15 protein-coding genes are annotated in these 19845 nt (G+C 56.6%); 5 read left to right on the top strand and 10 right to left on the bottom strand.

Annotated features, from left to right (window positions below):
* Positions 1-39: 39 nt before the first annotated feature.
* On the bottom strand, positions 40-288 hold the full coding sequence (locus tag KORM41_RS16000) for a hypothetical protein (RefSeq protein ID WP_156432020.1): 249 nt from the start codon (positions 286-288) through the stop codon (positions 40-42).
* 161 nt (positions 289-449) lie between these two features.
* The gene (gene argJ / locus KORM41_RS16005; RefSeq protein ID WP_068150445.1) at positions 450-1694 is read right to left on the bottom strand and encodes a bifunctional glutamate N-acetyltransferase/amino-acid acetyltransferase ArgJ; all 1245 of its coding nucleotides are present in this window, start codon (positions 1692-1694) and stop codon (positions 450-452) included.
* Positions 1695-1991: 297 nt separating this feature from the next.
* Between argJ and secA the strand changes: the two genes are divergently transcribed.
* Entirely contained in the window at positions 1992-4838 is a 2847-nt protein-coding gene (gene secA, locus KORM41_RS16010; protein WP_068150448.1) for a preprotein translocase subunit SecA, read from the top strand.
* A 173-nt stretch (positions 4839-5011) separates the two neighbouring features.
* Entirely contained in the window at positions 5012-5956 is a 945-nt protein-coding gene (locus KORM41_RS16015; protein ID WP_068150450.1) for a hypothetical protein, read from the top strand.
* A gap of 163 nt (positions 5957-6119) precedes the next feature.
* Here the strand turns inward: KORM41_RS16015 and KORM41_RS16020 are convergent, their stop codons facing one another.
* Positions 6120-7115, bottom strand: coding sequence for a ribonucleotide-diphosphate reductase subunit beta (locus tag KORM41_RS16020; RefSeq protein WP_068150453.1), 996 nt, complete (start codon positions 7113-7115; stop codon positions 6120-6122).
* Between the two features lie 220 nt (positions 7116-7335).
* Here KORM41_RS16020 and KORM41_RS16025 point away from each other — a divergent pair, with 220 nt between their 5' ends.
* Positions 7336-7953, top strand: a complete 618-nt coding sequence (locus tag KORM41_RS16025; protein ID WP_068150456.1) for a hypothetical protein — start codon at positions 7336-7338, stop codon at positions 7951-7953.
* A 27-nt stretch (positions 7954-7980) separates the two neighbouring features.
* Here the strand turns inward: KORM41_RS16025 and KORM41_RS16030 are convergent, their stop codons facing one another.
* The 7 genes from KORM41_RS16030 to KORM41_RS22060 form a co-directional block, all read right to left on the bottom strand.
* Positions 7981-9192 carry an ISL3 family transposase gene (locus KORM41_RS16030; protein ID WP_082720006.1) on the bottom strand — a complete coding sequence of 404 codons (1212 nt, stop codon included), beginning with the start codon at positions 9190-9192 and terminating at the stop codon, positions 7981-7983.
* Positions 9193-9349: 157 nt separating this feature from the next.
* The gene (locus KORM41_RS16035; RefSeq protein WP_156432034.1) at positions 9350-11185 is read right to left on the bottom strand and encodes a ribonucleoside-diphosphate reductase subunit alpha; all 1836 of its coding nucleotides are present in this window, start codon (positions 11183-11185) and stop codon (positions 9350-9352) included.
* 348 nt (positions 11186-11533) lie between these two features.
* Positions 11534-12481, bottom strand: a complete 948-nt coding sequence (locus KORM41_RS16040) for an acetyl-CoA carboxylase carboxyltransferase subunit alpha (protein ID WP_068151143.1) — start codon at positions 12479-12481, stop codon at positions 11534-11536.
* A 102-nt stretch (positions 12482-12583) separates the two neighbouring features.
* Complete coding sequence (locus tag KORM41_RS16045; RefSeq protein WP_068150459.1) at positions 12584-14731, bottom strand: penicillin acylase family protein; 2148 nt, start codon at positions 14729-14731, stop codon at positions 12584-12586.
* Positions 14732-14805: 74 nt separating this feature from the next.
* Positions 14806-15702, bottom strand: coding sequence for a site-specific tyrosine recombinase XerD (locus KORM41_RS16050; protein ID WP_068150462.1), 897 nt, complete (start codon positions 15700-15702; stop codon positions 14806-14808).
* A gap of 6 nt (positions 15703-15708) precedes the next feature.
* Positions 15709-17739 carry a hypothetical protein gene (locus KORM41_RS16055; protein ID WP_156432022.1) on the bottom strand — a complete coding sequence of 677 codons (2031 nt, stop codon included), beginning with the start codon at positions 17737-17739 and terminating at the stop codon, positions 15709-15711.
* 28 nt (positions 17740-17767) lie between these two features.
* On the bottom strand, positions 17768-17908 hold the full coding sequence (locus KORM41_RS22060) for a hypothetical protein (protein WP_197421210.1): 141 nt from the start codon (positions 17906-17908) through the stop codon (positions 17768-17770).
* Positions 17909-18102: 194 nt separating this feature from the next.
* Between KORM41_RS22060 and KORM41_RS16060 the strand changes: the two genes are divergently transcribed.
* Both KORM41_RS16060 and aroB read left to right on the top strand, forming a co-directional pair.
* A complete protein-coding gene (locus tag KORM41_RS16060; protein WP_068150467.1) occupies positions 18103-18681 on the top strand; it encodes a shikimate kinase in 579 nt (192 codons plus the stop codon).
* Complete coding sequence (gene aroB / locus KORM41_RS16065) at positions 18678-19808, top strand: 3-dehydroquinate synthase (protein ID WP_068150470.1); 1131 nt, start codon at positions 18678-18680, stop codon at positions 19806-19808. The genes KORM41_RS16060 and aroB overlap by 4 nt, the downstream gene beginning before the upstream one ends.
* The last annotated feature ends 37 nt before the right edge of the window (positions 19809-19845 follow it).

The following is a 19845-nucleotide window of genomic DNA, read 5'->3' on the forward strand; positions in this document are numbered from 1 at the left end:
GAAACAAAGGTGTAATGCCGAACCGGCGAACCGGTTCGATCAGCTATAGGCAGCTTCCTGAAACCCACCTGTCATGCGGCGGGACCGACGACCTGACTTACCATCATCAGACTCATCATCCATGCGCTCGGCAATCACAAGGCGCGCTCTCGCGACTTCCTGCTTCATGTAATTCAGCTCCGCCAGCTTATCCGCGCCTTCATCAGCATAGCGGTCCAAAGCTTCGGTCAGTGCTTCATTCAATTCCGTCAGGAACTTCATCTGTAACTCTAGATTGACGGTTGGCATCATATTTCTCCAGCGAACTCCGGTTCAACGTACCCCACGCCTTCCTTGATACAAGAGTCATGCCAGAGATTTATTTGTTTACTTTCAATATCTTACGGCAACAAAAAGAAACACCCGGCAGAAACCACCGGGTGCAATTCGCTATTTGAGGAAATTTCGTCCTAGCTGCGATAGTCGGCGTTGATCCGAATGTAGTCATAGGTGAAATCACAGGTCCAGACAGTTGCAGTCCCGGTCCCTACGCCCACATCGATGCGGATATCAATGTCCTGGCCCTTCATGTGCTCGGCCGCCACAGGTTCGCTGTAACGGGGATGAACGCAGCCTGCCTTAGCCACCTGCTGGCCGCCAATCCAGATTTGCAGTGCGTCACGCGCTGCCGCTTCGCCCGCCTTGCCCACGGCAGCGACAAGGCGGCCCCAATTGGGGTCTTCGCCCGCGATGGCCGTTTTTACAAGCGGGCTGTTGGCCACGGACTTGGCGATAACGCGTGCTGCCCTATCGTTTTCGGCACCTTCAATCGTGATCGAGACAAATTTCGTCGCGCCCTCTCCGTCGCGCACGATCTGATGCGCCAGATCGGTCATCAGCTCATCAAACTTGGCGCGGAAGTCTTCCAGGCGCGGATCGTCCGGGTCATCGATCGGGTCATAGGTCGCTCCGACGCCAGTTGCCACAGCAATGCAGGTGTCGTTGGTTGAGGTATCGCTATCCACAGTGATGCTGTTGAAACTGCGGTCCGTGGCGTCTGTGAGCATCTTCTGAAGGCAACCATGCGTCAGCGCCGCATTGGTGAAAACAAACCCCAGCATCGTGGCCATATCTGGCGCGATCATGCCTGACCCTTTGGCGATTCCCGAAATTACAACAGGTCGACCTTCAACGGTCGCCACCTTGCAACTGCCCTTGGGGTATGTGTCTGTTGTCATGATGGCGCCCGCAGCTTCGCGCCACATGAAACCGGACATACCGTCCTTGATGGCTTTCAGCGGCTTTTCAAAAAGATCACCATTCAGCGGCACGCCGATAACGCCGGTTGAGCAGGCCAGCACCTCCTCGGGCGCGCATCCAACAATTTCGGCGGTCGTCTCAACCGATTTCATCGTCGCCTTCATGCCTTTCTCGCCGGTAAAGGCATTGGCATTGCCCGCATTCACGATAATCGCCCGCACCTTGCCGCCTGACTTGGCGAGTGCCTCACGGCACCAATCCACGGGGGCTGCCGGCGCTTTTGACCTGGTGAAGACACCTGCCGCCACAGACCCTTCAGCCATCACGGCGAACAGAAGGTCCGGCCTTTCACGTTTGCGAAATCCGGCGTGCATGGCGCCCATTTCAACGCCAGCAACGGGCAAAAGGTTCGGAAAGCCCTCAGGGGCAAGTGGAGACACTTTAGACTCGGCCATATGATGATCCTCAATCGATGCCAAATTTCATGCTGCATCATGCCCCCAGAATTACCAATCATCAAGAAATGACACAGGAATTACTCAATTCACCGTTAGAAGGTGCCGCACCAGTTGACAGACGCAGGCATGATACTTATCTGTGCCTGCACTCATGTAGTTGTGAAACTGCATATATAAATAAAGTCAGTAACGCATTCCCTCAGGGATCACAGTACGGCCGGCCGCGCTTTGCGCACTTCGAAAATGACCGGTGATGTCAGAGCTAGGAAGCCAAGGGCAGGCCAGGAAAGAAATATGCTGGGACTAAGCAAACTCGCCAAAAAGATTTTTGGGTCCGCAAACGAACGCTATCTCCGTAAACTCGAGCCGAAAGTTGCCGCCATTGGCGCGCTGGCTGACGAGATGAAAGCGCTGTCAGACGAGGCCCTCAAGGCAAAGACCCAAGAGTTCCGCGACAGGCTTGATGCAGGTGAAACGGTTGACGACCTTCTGGTCGAAGCCTTTGCCGTTGTCCGCGAAGCCGCGACACGATCACTGGGCCTGAGGCACTATGATGTCCAGCTCATCGGCGGCATGGTCCTGAATGACAGCTCGATCGCTGAAATGAAGACAGGTGAAGGTAAAACCCTGGTGGCGACGCTGGCCGCTTACCTCAATGCCCTGCCCGGTAAAGGCGTGCATGTTGTAACCGTGAACGACTATCTCGCCGAACGTGACGCCGAATGGATGAGCAAGGTTTATGGCTTCCTGGGCATGACCACTGGCGTCATTGTGCCAGGCAAGACAGATGAGGAGCGGCGCGAGGCATATCAGTGCGACATCACTTATGCCACCAACAACGAGCTGGGCTTCGATTACCTGCGCGACAATATGAAAACGCACAAGGACCAGATGGTCCAGCGTCCCTTCCACTTTGCCATTGTCGACGAGGTGGACAGCATCCTGATCGACGAGGCGCGGACCCCGCTGATTATCTCTGGCCCGACCGAAGACAAATCCGAGCTTTACATCACCATCGACAAGCTGGTGGCTGAACTGGAAGAAGGCGACTATGAAAAGGACGAAAAGTCCAAACATGTGGCGCTCACCGAAGACGGTCATGAAAAGATCGAGAAAATCCTCGCAGACCAGGGCCTTCTGAAGTCCGAAAACCTTTATGACTATGAGAATACACAGATCGTTCACCACGTGGACCAGGCCCTGAAGGCGCGGACCATGTTCGAACGTGACACCGACTATATCGTCAAGGGCGATAAAGTGGTGATCATCGACGAATTCACAGGACGCATGATGGACGGCCGCCGCTACTCCGGTGGCCTGCACCAGGCGCTGGAAGCCAAGGAAGGCGTGGCCATCCAGCCTGAAAACCAGACACTGGCATCGATTACTTTCCAGAATTATTTCCGCATGTACCCGAAACTTTCGGGCATGACCGGTACGGCTGCCACGGAAGCTGAAGAGTTTGGCGACATTTACGGCCTTGGCGTGATCGAAATCCCGACCAACGTACCTGTGGCCCGTATTGATGAGCACGACGAATTCTACCGCACCGGCAAGGAAAAATTCGACGCCATCATCAAGGATATCCTTGAGGCTCAGAAAAAAGGCCAGCCGGTTCTGGTTGGTACCGTGTCGATCGAGAAATCGGAGGTACTTTCCGATTACCTCAAAAAGAAGAAGATCAAGCATCAGGTCCTTAACGCCCGCTTCCATGAACAGGAAGCGCACATCATTGCCCAGGCCGGTCGTCTCGGAGCCGTAACGATTGCCACCAACATGGCGGGTCGGGGTACTGACATCCAGTTGGGCGGTAACGCGGACATGCGTATCGCTGATGAAACCGCAGGCGTTGAAGACGAAGCTAAGATCAAGGAAATCACGGACCGCATCCGCAAGGAAGTCGAGGAAGAGAAACAGAAGGTTCTGGAAGCCGGCGGCCTTTATGTTGTGGCCACTGAGCGGCACGAAAGCCGCCGCATCGATAACCAGCTTCGCGGCCGTTCTGGTCGTCAGGGTGACCCGGGCCGCACGAAATTCTTCCTGTCGCTGCAGGATGACCTGATGCGCATCTTCGGCCCTGAGCGCATGGACGCCATGCTCGTGCGCCTTGGCATTGAGGAAGGCGAAGCCATCATCCACCCATGGATCAACAAGGCTATTGAAAAAGCCCAGTCCAAAGTGGAAGCCAGGAACTATGACATCCGGAAAAACCTGGTGAAATTTGATGACGTGATGAACGACCAGCGCCGCGCCATCTACGACCAGCGCAAGGAAGTGATGGACGCAGATGAGATCAGCGAGACCATTAAGGATATGCGCGCCGATGTCATCCACAATATTGTGGAAACCCGCATCCCGCCAAAATCCTACCCGGAGCAGTGGGACATTGATGGCCTGGATGAAGACGTAAAAACCAAGCTCAGCCTTGACGTTGATATCCGTGCCTGGGCGGCAGAAGAAGGCGTGGATGACCATGTGATCATCGAACGCCTTGATGAAGCCTGCAGCCAGATGATGACTGAAAAAGCCAAACGTATCAATGAGATGACCGGAACAGCGGACGCTGAAACCGGCTTTGGCATGTGGGAAAAGGATATCGAGAAAAATATCCTTCTTCAGGTACTTGACCAGGAATGGAAAGAACACCTGCAGAATCTGGACCATCTGCGCCAGGGCGTTTCTCTTCGTGCCTACGGTCAGCGTGATCCACTCAATGAATATAAGACCGAAGCCTTCACCCTCTTTGAAGGCATGCTCTATCATATCCGCGAGGAAACGACCCAGCTACTGGGCCGCATTGAGCTTGCTCCGCAGGTTCGCCCGGAAGACCTGGAACCCGAAGCACCTTCTGTCTTCAAGGAAAGTCACCCGACACCAGACACGGCCGTTGGGGCACCGTCTCAGGGTGGTAGCTTCAACCCGAACGACACATCAACCTGGGGCGATGTGCCGCGGAACGCACCATGCCCATGCGGCTCGGGCGAGAAATTCAAGCATTGTCACGGTGACATCACGAGCATGAACCCGGCGTCATTCGCCGGTGCGCGCCAGGCATCCAACCCGTTTTCTGATGTTGGTCGCAACGACCCATGCCCCTGTGGGTCTGGCAAGAAATTCAAACACTGCCACGGCGCTTTCTAACGCCGCACAGGAACAAAACAGTGTATCAAGGCGGGCTTTGCGGCCCGCTTTTTTATTTAATAACAAATGGTTATTCCCTACTAAGCCAGATGAACAACCTATGAACGTCAAGCTCAGGATGGTGTAAGACGCGGCTGTCTATTGTGTTTCCATAAGACGAGGAGACCCGAGCAATGACAGCGAAACGACTGACCTCCATCCTGATCACAGCGGCAACCAGCTTTGCCATCGGTGGCGCGGCGACAGCAGATCACCGCGACCCACGCGACCTGCCTGACTATGACGCAGAAAGCAACGTGTTCCGCACCAGCCACCCAATCCGGGTTTTTGTAGATGTGGACAGCAAGGACGAACGCCGTGAAGCTGGCGTAACCGCGTTTGAGGCGCAGGCCTTCAAACACATGCGGTACGCCTTGCCGAATTATGTCGAGTTCGTGCGCGAACGCCACCATGCCGATATGATTGTACGCGCCCGGGAAAAGGATTACCGATTCGGTTTCCGCGTTGTCGACACCGACCGCAAGGATAAGAAATACAAGAAGCATGCCCGCAATACCGGAGGCCGGTGTGGCCATTTCCAGAAGGCTTACTACACCAAGGTGAAGGAAAAGGGCGAGGCCTATGCCTCCTACGGCATCAAGATCGCCATGCATGGGTATGGCCGCGACACGGACTTTATCGAGCTTCGGTCGGCTGAGAATTTCAGCTATGGCACTGACCTGGTGGCCCGCACCAATTGCGGCATGGTTTCCACCTACCATATGCCGTCATCCGGTGTTGCCGAGCTGTTTGCCCGCAACACACCAGAGTATAGAAACCATGTTGCCCGCGAGGTTCGCGAAGAAGCAGCAGCCGATCTGGGCCGTGCACTGGCCCATAAGATCAGAAATGGCGTAGACCATTATTATCTCAACCTGGCCACAAGGCTGAGCCAGGCAGACTATGACCGATATTCACGTCGTGGTGGCGACTATGGCAGACGTTCTGAGTATGACCACCACGCACCTCGTCCTCCGCTGGCACAAAACCAGCATTTTGAACTGGAGGACGATGACCTGGGCGCCGCGGTTTTCATCGCTACCGGGTTGGCAATCCTCGCTGCCACCCTGGACGATTAAACCTCCCCTATAACGGCTCCCTAAACTGAAGCGCCCGGCTTTGTCCGGGCGCTTTTTTTTAAGATAGGGGTCCGGAGCACGAAAAAGCGCCCGAGAATGTCTCGAGCGCTTCTTGTTCCGGACTTGTGACCAATTTGCCCATTCGGGCTTAATGCGTTCGGATTTACTCGAACGCGTCCTCCCACGAGCCTTGGGTGGCCGCTTTTGAATATTCGGTCGCCCGGTTTTCGAAAAAGTTGGTGTGCTCCACTGCGTTCAACATGCTGTCCAGCCACGGCAGCGGGTTGGACTCCACATGGAAAACCTCGTCCAGATCCAGTTGCGACAGGCGGCGATCAGCGATATAGCGGATATATTGCTTCACTTCTTCCGCCGTCAGGCCTTCGATTGCCCCCATGCCAAAGGCAAGGTCGATAAAGGCGTCTTCATGCTCCACAATGGTCTTACATGCTGTTGTCAGCTCTTCCTTCATGCGGTCATCCCACAGGTCAGGGTGCTCTTTCATCAGCGTGTGGAACAATTTGATGATGCTGTTGCAGTGCAGGCTTTCATCGCGCACAGACCATGTAATGATCTGCCCCATGCCCTTCATTTTATTGAAGCGCGGGAAGTTCAGCAGCATCGCAAAACTCGCAAACAGCTGCAGGCCTTCGGTAAAGGCGCCAAATACAGCAAGCGTAACTGCAGCAGACCGAAGGTCGTTCGAATTGAACTGCTGCATATAGTCGTATTTGTCCTTCATCTCCTTATAGCGGAGGAAGGCGGAATATTCCGCCTCGGGCATGCCAAGCGTGTCGAGAAGGTGGCTATAGGCCGCGATATGGATGGTTTCCATATTCGAAAAGGCCGACAGCATCATCTGCACTTCAGTGGGTTTGAATATTTTGGTGTAATGCTTCATGTAGCAGTTATTCACCTCGATATCGCTTTGGGTGAAGAAGCGGAAAATCTGCGTCAGTAGATTCTTCTCAGACTCCGTCAGTTTCTTGGCCCAGTCGCGCACATCTTCCGCCAGCGGCACTTCTTCCGGCAGCCAGTGAATTTGCTGCTGCGTCAGCCAGGCTTCATATGCCCAGGGGTAACGAAACGGCTTATAGACATGCCGTTCTTCCAAAAGACCTGTTGGTTCCACCGTTTCTACAGTCGCCGCTTCAGCCATACTGACCGTGCCTCCCACTCTTAACGCTGTTTATTTTCAAATTGCCCATTGGTTGCGTGGCGGCAGTATAGCCCCTCAATTAGTAGAATGGAATTTAAGAGACACAATATTTGGTAAAAAAAAGACTTGCCGCTAAAATCCTGACAACGCCCATTCAGACGAATCAAGGGTTTCCCTGACAGGCTGTTTCAATGCCCGGACAGACAGAAAAAATTACCTATTGATCATTCAGCCAGATGCAACCGATGATGTCCGCATTCTTGGAAGGGTTAGAAATGTGAACCAGAGCAGTTCAAAAAGCGTGCTCGGCGATGTCACTGCAAGGGCAATCCTTTTTGCAGCATTGGCTGCTGCTGCCCTAACGCTTATCCAATTCTTCCTGGAAGTCCAATTAGCCAAAGGGCGCGCCGCCGCCGGGATCGACCAGCTGATGACGTCCCTTGAAAAACCGGCGGCACGGGCAGTCCTGATCCTCGATGCCGAACTGGCTACTGACATTGCCCGGGGGCTTATGGAACATGGGTTCATCACTGAGGCCCGCATTTATGAAGATCATAATGTAGTGCTAGGACAGGCGAAACGAACCGGCACTATTGGTTATTCGCTCCTGCATTCTATTGTCGGGCCTTTCGTTGGCCATGACACGGAAGTCTCGCGTGAGCTTGTCCTGCCGGAAAGCATGTCGGAAGCCACCGGCGAAATCCGCATTAGCTTTAACGAAAGGCAAGCCGTCGCCAAGGAACTTGGCAGCATCTGCACTCGCCTGTTCCTGACATTCCTGATGGCCATGATTGCCATCCTTGCCGTACACGGCTTACTGTCCCGCCAACGGGGCTAACCCCAACGCCCCATAAAAAAAGGTTCATCACGGAACTCCGGGGAAAGCGGCTTTTATTTTCATGAAGAAGTATTCTGAATCCCTGTAGCCGTATGCCATTCTCTTGATGACCTTTATCTTGTTGTTAAATCCTTCGAGGATGCTGGTATTGATCTGCCATTTAGCGTGGGAGATGATGCCGTCGCGGTATGGCAACAGTCTTTTTGCGAACCTGACCAGGGGCTTGACGGCTGATGCGAGAGCACGCCTGATCCATTCATTCCATGCCTTGATTGCCATTTTTCTGGACGGCTGCCGCCAGATTTCCCGCAAGTCGTCCTTGAGGACATAAGTGATCATCAGCGCCTGGTTGGCCTCCAGAAGCTCAGCGAGCCGGATCTTTGCGGCTTCACCCGGCAGGTTTTCCGGGTTGCGCAGCAATAGCCACCGGGCTGATTTGATGACCTTTCTTGCCGGTTTGTCATCGCGCAGCCGGTTGGCTTCATCGACCCGCACCCGGTCGATGACCTCGCGGCCATATTTGGAGACCACATGGAACAGGTCATAGACGATCTCTGCGTAGGGGCAGTGCTCCTTCACCTCAAGGGCAAAGGCGGCATTCATATCCATGGCCACCGCTCGGATGCGCCTGCAACCCGCTGCACCCAGGGCTTCGAAGAAGGGCCGGACAGCCGTGCGACTGTTGCCATTGCCGACCCACAGAACCCGTTTGCGGCGGGGATCAATGACCACAGTTGCGTATCTGTGCCCCTTGTGCAGAGCGAATTCATCCATTGCCAATACTTCAAGGCCCTCTGCTGACAGGGGCGGCAGCGTGGCTTCAAGGTGGCGCTTGTCGATGGCTTTCACGGTGGACCAGTGAAGGGCGAAAAAGGCGGCTACCTGTGACACTGGCAGAACCGACACAAGCCGGACAACGCTCTGTACCAGCCGCCGGGTCAATCGGGCATGTCGGTCAAGCCAGGGCAGCCGTTCGAGCTTCGGCCCGCAGTTCGGACAAGCGACCCGACAACGTGGCACCACCAGCAACACCGGGGCATCAAGGATCGGCAGGTCACGTACAACCCTGCGTGTCGTATCATGAACTGAACGGCAGTCACAGCCACAGCCATCACAGACCAGATGCCTGTCGTCATGCCCGGAAAGCTCAATCCAAAGGACTTCTTCCCGTCGCTCCCAATGCGCGACAAAGAAACCTTCCCAGAAACCAAATTCGGAAATATCATCAATGCAGGACACATCAGCCTCCAATCTTCATGCTTGTAATTCGCAAAACAAATAATGAAGACGGCTGGTGTGTTCGTCCACTTATCTCAAATCACGATAATCCGTGATGAACCTAAAAAAAGGCGTGCCATGCAGGCACGCCCTTGTCTATCACTGTCACTACTTCAGCTTATTGGCAAGCGAGGCATTCCTCATAGTCGGTGGTGCCACCACCGCCCAGCTCCAGCTGCACTTCCTTGGCCTTCTTCTTGTAGCTGCCCGTAGCCACGACCTCAGCACGGCTGATAGACTTGGACCGGCAGTAATAAAGGCTTTTGAGACCCTTCTTCCAGGCCTGATAGTGAATCTGGTGCAGGTCACGCTTGTGCACATTCGCTGGCAGGAAGATGTTCACCGACTGCGCCTGGCTGATGTGCTCGGCACGGTCAGCTGCCAGTTCAACCACCCAACGCTGGTCCAACTCAAATGCGGTCTTGAACACGTCTTTTTCTTCCTGGCTCAGGAAGTCCAGATGCTGCACGGAACCTTCGTTGATCGTGATCGACGTCCAGATCTCATCCGTATCCTGGCCCTTCTCCTTCAGAAGCCGCTTCAGCGCGCGGTTGTGAACGATGAAGTTCCCCGACAGGGTTTTCTGGTTATAGCTGTTGCCGGCGATCGGCTCGATGCCCGGGCTTGCGCCACCACAGATGGTGGAGATGGAAGCCGTAGGCGCGATAGCCGTCTTGTTCGAGAAGCGCTGCATGATGCCATAGTCAGCCGCGTCCGGGCATGGGCCGCGTTCAAACGCGAGAGCCTCTGATGCGCGGTCCACTTCGGCTTCAATATGCTTGAAGATTTTCTTGTTCCAGGCCTTCGCCATCGCGCTTTCAAACGGGATCATATTGTCCTGCAGGAAGCTGTGGAAACCCATCACACCAAGGCCCACAGAGCGCTCGCGCATAGCCGAATAGCGGGCCTTCGCCATCTCGTCCGGCGCGCGGTCGATGAAGTCCTGCAGCACGTTATCAAGGAACCGCATCACGTCTGGGATGAAGTCCTTGTTGTCTTTCCACTGCTTATAGTGCTCGAGATTGAGGCTCGACAGACAGCAGACAGCCGTACGTTCGTTGCCCAGGTGGTCAAGACCCGTCGGCAGCGTGATTTCCGCGCACAGGTTCGAAGTCTTCACCGTAAGGCCCGCAAGCTTGTGATGCTCAGGCATCTGGCGGTTCACCGTGTCGGAATAAATGATGTAAGGCTCGCCGGTCTCAACGCGGGCAGTCAGCAGACGAATCCACAGGCCGCGTGCAGACACGGAACGAACTGCATGGCCGTCTTTCGGACTGGTGAGCACCCAATCCTCATTCGCTTCCACCGCACGCATAAAGGCGTCTGTTACCAGCACACCGTGGTGCAGGTTTGGTGTCTTGCGGTTTGGGTCACCGCCTGTCGGGCGACGAAGCTCGATAAATTCTTCAATTTCCGGGTGGCTGATCGGCAGATAGATCGCCGCAGAGCCGCGACGCAGAGACCCTTGGGAGATCGCAAGCGTCAGGCTGTCCATCACACGCACGAACGGTACGATACCGCTGGTCTTGCCAACACCGCCAACCGTTTCACCGATCGAACGCAGGTTACCCCAGTATGAGCCAATGCCGCCGCCTTTGGACGCCAGCCAGACGTTCTCCGTCCACAGGTCCACGATCGAGGAAAGCTTGTCCTGCGCCTCATTGAGGAAGCAGCTGATCGGCAGGCCGCGGTTGGTCCCACCGTTCGACAGAACGGGTGTTGCCGGCATGAACCAAAGGTTGGAAATGTAATTATAGAGCCGCTGGGAATGGGCTGCGTCATCGCCATAGTAGGACGCCACGCGAGCGAACAGGTCCTGATAGCTCTCACCGGGCATCAGATAGCGATCCTCAAGCGTTGCTTTTCCGAAATCGGTGAGTAGCGCATCGCGGCTACGGTCCAGCTCAACCGGTCCGCCATGCTCAAACTGAGTGACCTCAAACATTGTGCCCATATCTCCCTTGTCCGCCCTAGCCATGCGGTACTGACTCCTTCTTCGTCTCGAGAAACACCCCATTGTGCCCGAGCAAAGAACAAAAGTCGAACAAATCGACTTTTCGTAATTATTGTAAGTGCTTAGCGAAGCGCTCGTCCGAACTCCCCCGTTCGAGTCGCCATATCGCCGCGAGATTTGTAGGATAAGGTCGAACGGGTATTTTCGTCAAGATAAAGTGGTGAGAATTTTTAAGTGCCCAATATCTAGTGTTTTTATGACAGACGTATGACAGCCAAGGTTGCACAGAATACACCCTGCCTATTGCCAACTATAGGGAATTCAATGAGTCGCGGTTAACAGGGCCGCCTAGAGGCCCTTGTCGCCCATCGCCAGGAATTTATCGCGGCGAAGTTCCTTCAAGCGCGCGCCGTCAACACCCGCCATATCCCGGAGCGACCGCTCCATCGCGTCACCCAGCATGTTCATCGCACGCTCCGTATCGCGGTGTGCGCCACCAAGCGGCTCAGCAACGATTTCATCAATCACGCCCAGCTTCAAAAGGTCCTGTGCGGTGATCTTAAGGGCGACTGCAGCTTCGTTCGCCTTGTCGTTTGTGCGCCACAGAATGGAAGCACAGCCTTCAGGCGAGATCACGGAATAGATGGCATGTTCCATCATGAGCACCTTGTTGGCCGCAGCGATTGCCACAGCACCACCCGAGCCGCCTTCACCCACGATGCAGGTCACCAGCGGCACTTCAAGGCCAAGGCATTTGTCGGTCGACCTTGCGATGGCTTCCGCCTGGCCGCGCTCTTCCGCCCCCACACCTGGATAAGCGCCTGACGTATCAACAAGCGTTAGCACCGGCAGGCCGAAACGGTCGGCCATATCCATCAGGCGAATGGCCTTACGGTAGCCTTCCGGGCGCGCCATGCCGAAATTGTGCTTGAGGCGGCTTTCAGTATCCCAGCCCTTTTCATGGCCCATGACCACGCAGGCTTCGCCGCGGAAGCGGGCAAGGCCGCCAACAAGCGCCTCGTCTTCACCGAAGCACCGATCGCCGGAAAGCGGCGTGAAATCTTCGAACAGGTGCCCGATCAGGTCGTGGAAGTGCGGGCGCTCAGGGTGCCGCGCCACCTGCATTTTCTGCGTTGGCGTCAGCCCCGCGTACGTTTCCTTGAGGAGCTTACCAAGCTTGGTCTCAAGCTGGCCGACTTCCGCTGTAATGTCAGCGCCGCCCTTGAAGCTGCGCAGTTCGCGGATCTTGCCTTCCAGTTCTGCAATTGGCTTCTCAAACTCTAGAAACGTCATCATATCATTCGTATCCGTTTTTTGAGGCGACTTGTTCATGGACCCAGTAAACCATGTTTCGCCGACGGGCGCAAAATCCTTGATTGCACTTGTTATGTCAAGTTCTCAGTTGCCTGCCCCGCCAAGGCGCCTTTCGCTTGTTTTCTCAAGCTCCAAAGCCACCATATCTAGTGGCAATTTTCTTTCGCGTTCGTCAGCAAACAGGGGGGCCTGATCGGCATAATGCTGTGACGACGCATCAAGCGTCGCACTGCCGAAATTATGCATCGTGCGCACATGCTGCGCACCAGCGGCATCCCATTCCACAAACATGATGTAACTATCCCCTGCCGTGGCTTCAAGGTGCCCGGCTTCTTCATCCCATTCAGCATAGACCGCGCGCAGCACATCCGGCCCGCCCGAAAGCGGCCAGCTTTCGCCCCCGCGCACCAAACGGTTCACTTGTCCCCAGGGTACATCCAACCGGCCGAAATTGTCTTTCAGGGTGCGCACAGCATGCTCAAACGCCTCGCGCGGGTCAGGCCTTGGCTCGCCGCTCATGTCCGCCATGATAAAGGGGGTTACCGTCAGAACGCCTAGTGCCGCATGCTCGCTTGAGGCATCTGTGGTCAGACTCCAGCCAAAGAGATAATCCCGCGCTTCCCTGAGTTCAGCGTCTTCAAATTCCAGCCCCGTCACCTCATGCCATACTTGAAAGGCGAGAGACTTCTCCTCCCCCATGAAGGAATAGGCGTTGTCGTATTTAATCCTGCGGAATGCGTGATCGTAGACCTGCTCAGCGTCTGACAAGAGCTCTACAAGGCGAAGCGCCCGGTTGGTCATCTGCGTCTCGATTCCCATCGAACTGGGGAAATCTTCCCGCAGTGCGCTTCCGTCCCCATCGGATGCCACATAAGGCGTATTGTTGGCATTGAACACAGCGCCCGAAGGCGGGTTCACCGTTTTCGGAATATCCCCAAAGCCGTGATAGCCGTGCCAGATCAGGTCAGACCTGTCACCCGGCACGAGGCCTGACCAATCCACGCCCTCAGGCCGCTTGGGCATCATGGCGTTATAATAGTGGGCGATATTGCCTGCCTTGTCGGCATAGACATAATTGATGCTGGGCATGGCCATCATGGCAAGCGCGGTCTCAAAATCCGCTGGCGTTCGGGCCTTATTGAGTGCGATCATTTCTTCAAGCGTGCGCATCTCGTCCATACCCGCCCAGCGAACGGCAAAAGCGCCCTCTTCTGTCTTGAACACCGGGCCGTGGGCGGAGCGGTAGATGGGTTCATGAAACGTCCAGCGAATGGGGCCCCAGAAGGTGACATCAATCGCGGCATCGCTGATCTCAAAGTCCCGCCATTCGCCGTCAAGCTTGTACTGGTTCCCATTGTCTGGATTGAGCGTCAGCTCATATACGTCCACCAGGTCAGGTTTGTTTACCGTATTGGCCCAGCCCAGCGTCGGCCCGGTGCCGTGCAGGATAAGTGGCGAACCCGGGAAGGTGCCGCCGGCCATATCCCAGCCCTCATTCGACTTCAATCGCGCCTCATACCAGGCGACAGGCCCTGTGAGCGGCTGGTGGGAATTGACGAGCAAGCGTGTCGAGCCGTCACCGGAGCGTGCGGGCGCAATCGCCACGCCCTGGCTTCCCAGGTCCGGCTGGGGTGCGTCCGTCACCATCAGGGCAGCCGTCTTGTCAAGGCCCGTGCCGTATTCACCGGCGGCCACTTTGGCCACATCCTGGTCAAACCCAAAAAAGAGCGGTGTTTTGAAGGTAAAACCCGCAACGATGTCCTTGCCGGTGAAGGGCAGCACACCGGGCGCCACCACATGCGGATGCTCTGAAACATAATAGTTCAGCCCGTCGGCATAAGCTTCCGCGTGATCACGTGTCGCCTGGCTGATGCGCGTCTCGTAGCCCGCGTTGACCACATCCCAGATACCCATCCACTGAATCAGATAATCTGTCTTCGCCGCATCCGGGCCCTTGAGGGTGGAAAGCGTGCCTCGGGTCGCCAGCACCACATCCTGAATGGTCGCAAAATCATCTTCGGCGTGGGCGAAGGCAAGCCCGAAGGAGACATCTACATCACGGTCGCCAAAAATATGCGGCACGCCATACTTGTCGCGCACGATACGCACATCATAGTTCTGGGTAAGCCTGGCATATTGGGAAGGGTCGCCCGTTCCCGGCGCGCTCACCCAGAAACCGGCATAAACAACGACCATGAACGCAATTGCGCCATACAGACTTTTCCGGATCATGTGCTCCCCCTGACTGTCCCCTTATTGGCAATCTAGCGCATTTTTCCCGCAAGTCACTCCCAGCCGGTCACCCCCTAATCACCCAGGGGGTGTTTAGTAAGCACCAGGCTCTTGAGCCTTTCTTCAAGCACATGAGTGTAAATCTGGGTCGTGGAAATATCTGCATGCCCCAGCATCTGCTGCACCGCGCGCAAATCCGCCCCGTGCGCCAGCAGATGCGTCGCAAACGCGTGCCTGAGCTTGTGCGGGCTGACCGCACTAGGCATCACCCCGGCCGCAACTGCCAGGTCTTTCATCAGTTGCCCGACCCGTCGGCGGGTCAGGAATCCTTCCTTGCCGCGTGAGGGAAACAGGTATGGCGAGTCCTTGAAGGGTGACGTGCGCACCGCCTCCATATGCGCCATAAGGGCATGCCGGGCCTTGTCCCCCAGCGGCACCATGCGTTCGCGCCCGCCCTTGCCGCGCACCATAATCATGGTCGTGTCCGGCCCCACTGCGCGCTTCGGCAATGTCACCAACTCACTCACCCGAAGCCCGGTGGCGTATAGCGTTTCAACAAGTGCATGCAGGCGCTTCTCGCTCATGCCGCCTGCTGCCGCCTGTGCTTCGGCGGTATCCAGAAGCCGGTCCACATCAGATTCCGACAGCACTTTCGGCAGCTTCTGTTCCGGCCGCGGGCTTTCGATATTTTTTGCGGGGTTATCTGGCCGAAGACCGTCAGAATAAAGAAACAGGTAAAATTGCCGGATCGCAGACAAGCGCCGCGCAACTGTGCCAGCCTTCAGGCCGCGGCGGTTGAGGCCGGAAAGATAGTCTCGGATATCCTGCGCGTCAGCGGACACCAGTTTACTGGTGGAATGCTCGGTGAAATCCTCAAGGTCGCGCCGGTAAGCCATCAGGCTGTTCTTGGCCCGCCCCTTTTCCGCCGCCAGCATTTCAAGAAACTGATCAATCAGCGAGGCGTCAGACATAACTGTCTACAGGCCTCGCCGGACCAGAAGCTCCGCAGCCAACCGGTGGGCCTCAGTCTCAAAACCCAGCTCCCTCAGCGCACCGACAAGTGAGCTGGCATAAGACGCCGGAACCGTGCCGTCAGCTGTGGTTTCATAGGCAAGCGACAACGCCCCCGCCTTGTCCCCCTCAGCCTGCATCACCAGAAGCCTGCGCCAATAAGCCGGTGACATGCTCGGCCCTGCAAGCTGCGGGTCGCCGTCTTCGGCAAGCGCCCAGATATCTTCAGGCACCACATGCCCAAGGGCCTCAAGCGTGGTGAACAGAATAGCGGCACGAATGAAACGGCCTTCGCTTTCGCCCTGCCCGGCCCACCAGGCGTTAAGCCGCGCGGGTGTTACCTCCGGCGCGCCATCAAGCCCCGCCGCAACCATCAGCGGCCAACTAGCCGTCAGAACTGCGTCTTTTTCAGCATCATCGCCAGCCTGGCCCGCGCGCAGGTCTGTAAACAAAGAGCCCGCCCGTTTATGGTCACCCGACATCAACGCGGTGCGTACCTCACGCGCCATGGTCGCCGCTGCATTGCCTTCTCCCGCGCTCAGGTACTGGAGAACAGGCAACAGATAAAAGGCCTTCTCCGGGTCCTTGGCGCGACGTTCAAGCGACGCCAGCGCGTCAGCCCGCACTATATCGTCCATGCCGCCGATAGCTTGGGCAATGACCATCATGTCGCCGTCGAAGCTCATGTCTTCCTGCATCAATGCCTGCGCGTCCACATCAGCCTGCACCGCAGGCGGGGCAGCCCGCAGATAGTCAACAAGCACGTCAGCGCCCAGCCAGCCTTCCGATAGGCCGCGCGCAATAAGCTGCAGCTTGGCTTCAGGCACAACGCCGGGAATGCCCAGCATGGCCTTGGCAGCCATCGGGCTTACGTCTGTCATATCCAGTGCGGAGACCTGCACCTTGGCAAGCCGCACCATCGTGGCTTCAAGCACATTCACCTTGAGCGTGTTCGACAGCACCATACCGGATGTCAGCACGGCACCGCCGGCCTGCTCCGCCTCAACCAGAATCTGGTCGGTCAACTGATAGAAAGTCGGCTGAACGCTGCTGACTTCTTCCAAAATGCCCAGGTTAAAGTCCACGCCTACACGGTCGCCCTGTACCGCGCGGCAGAAGACCGCCATCCTGAGCCAGAATGCATCATTGCTGTCCGCGCGTTCCTCAGCGGCAAGGGAACAGGCATCCTCAATCCGCCCCGCGAGCAGGTGGCCGTCCACCAAGTCACGCGCGAGGCCAGACCAGTCATGGTCCGGCGTCAGGGACTTTAGAAGCGCCAGATAGCCTTCTGTATCACCGTGGGCCGCCAGAACATTCAGACGCGCCTTGATAAAGGCATCAATTTCACTGTCATCAGCTGGGGTTGGCAACTGATAGCCTGAAAGCGCCATCCTGCGCGCAGCATCGGTCATGGCTGCAGTCTTGCTCGGCGCAGCTAATGCCTGCAGCCGGGCTTCCACATCCTGCCGGCTATAGCCTGACCAGAAATCACGAGGGTAAGCGTTCGCGCCCGTCAGAACGGCAATCCCGCTTGGGTCCAGCGTCTGCAAGGCGCCTGCGAAAATATCGGTTTCAGGGGTCGGGACGGCTTGCTCTTCCGTCAATTCATTGGTTGCGGTCTGGTCCGCCTCAAGTGGCACTTCTCCCAAATCAGCAGTCAGGACACCATCTTGTGCTGCGGCTTCATCGGTCGCGGTCTCGGGCGCGGGTGGAACCTCGATGGTCCCTTTCGGCACATAGGGCTGCGGCAGAATGGACCGGGGGGTGCCAAGTGCCGGGCCGACCTGCCGTTTCAGCGTAGGCCTGGGGCCCAGGAAGAAGCGGCCATCGCTTTCTTCTGCAGCCTCTTGTTGCTTGGCGTCAGCAGGTTTCGCTTCCTGCTGGGCTTCCTGCGCCTCATCGTCTTCGGCTTCCTGCGCAAACGCATCAAAAGCGGAAAGCGCAACAATAGCACTACCCATCAGCAACGCGGCCATCAAACGCCTGATTGCTGTCATGTCTGCCGCGCGTGCGACCGCGCGAGCCTTATGCCGGGAAACGGTCATTGCTCAGCGTTTTGGTCACTGTTTCGGAAGGCGCCGGAATGTCCCAGGTCATCAGAAAGATGGCCCCGCCCACGATCACCAGTGCACCGGCAACCAGCAAAATCTGCGTTAATTTCGACATGAAACTCCCTTTGGTCTCTCGGTTACCTTGCCATACCTGTTGGTCTTATATGATGGCGCAGCGCACAAGTCCACCCACCCCAGCACAAGGAAAAGTCATCAAAAACACATTGGCCAGCCTTTTTGGCGGAAATAAGGTATTGGTTTCCGATAAAACCGTTGGCGAAGCGGGCCGGGCTGTGTAAAGAGCGAAGCATGACGAACGCAAAGCAGAAAAATCAGGGCAAAAAGACGTCGGTAGCGCGCCAATATGGCGTCGACCGTACGATCGTTCTGGTTGGCCTGATGGGCGCCGGCAAGACCACAGTCGGCAGGCGGCTGGCGAGAAAACTCAATCTGCCCTTCGTCGATTCAGATCATGAGATCGAAAAAGCCGCCGGCATGTCGGTGGCTGAAATTTTCGAATGCTTCGGTGAGGCCGATTTCCGCTCGGGCGAACGCCGGGTGATCGAACGCTTGCTGGACGGCAAGCCCCAGATTGTAGCCACCGGCGGCGGCGCGTTCATTAATGAGGCCACACGGGCGCTCATCAAGGACAAAGGCCTCTCGATCTGGCTGGACGCGGACATCGACGTACTCGTGGAACGCACCGGCAGGCGCGACACACGGCCACTTCTGAAAACCGGCGACCCGAAAGAAATCCTGACCCGGCTGGCCGAGGAACGGGCGCCATTTTACGCTGAAGCCGACCTCAAGGTCGCAAGCTCAAACGGGCCGCACGAGGATGTTGTTGGCGAAATCCTGAGCGCGCTGAAGGCGAGGAAAGCGGCATGAGCACAGGCGGCACCATGCTGAAAACCGTGCCAGTGGACCTGGGCGACCGGTCTTACGAAATTCACATCGGCGTGGGAATCGTGGCACAAATGGGCACACTGGTAGGGCCCATTTTCCGGAGCAAACGCGCCATTATCATCACGGATGAGAATGTCGCCAAACTGCACCTTGACGCGGCCGAAAAATCACTGGCGGCGAGCGGCATAAAATCGGACGCGATTATCCTGCCCGCAGGCGAAGCAACCAAATCCTTCTCCAACTTCGAGACGCTGACGAACCGACTGTTGGAACTTGGCGCCGAACGCAAGGACACGCTGATCGCGCTCGGCGGCGGCGTGATCGGCGACATCACCGGCTTCGCGGCGGCAGTCCTGAGGCGGGGGATGGACTTCATCCAGGTACCGACAAGCCTGCTTGCGCAAGTCGACAGCTCGGTGGGCGGCAAAACCGGCATCAACACACCGTTCGGCAAGAACCTGATTGGCGCGTTCCACCAGCCGAAAATGGTGGTGATTGACCTACAGGTACTGGACACCCTGCCCGCGCGCGAGCTGCAGGCGGGATACGCTGAGGTGGTCAAATACGGTCTGATCGACGATCCGGACTTCTTCACCTGGCTTGAAGAAAATGGCCCCAGATTGCGCAGCGGCGACCGCGACACGCAGGCGTACGCTGTGGCGAAAAGCTGCGAGGCCAAAGCCCGGATCGTGGCCGAGGACGAGTTTGAGGCGGGCAAACGCGCGCTTCTGAACCTTGGGCACACATTCGGGCACGCGCTTGAGGCCGAATGCGGCTATGACGGCACGCTTCTGCATGGCGAAGGTGTGGCCATCGGCATGGCCATGGCGCTCGATGCAAGCGTGCGCATGGGGCTGGCGCCAGAGGCAGACCTCGCGCGCTATCTGGCGCACCTGAAGTCCGTGAACATGATGGCGACCGCAAGCCAGATTGGTAAAAAACTGGACGCCGACACGCTGCTGGCACACATGAGCCAGGACAAGAAAGTGGACGCCGGCGAAATTGTTTTCATCCTTGGCCCCATCGGCGGCGCAGCCACGCATAAAGGCGTGGACCTGAACATCATCAAAGCTGTAATACAGGACTCTATTGACGGTCGCGGCTTATAGCCCATATGTGGAAGCCTGACCCGCTAGCGTTTAGCGG

It is taken from the genome of Kordiimonas lipolytica, assembly GCF_001550065.1.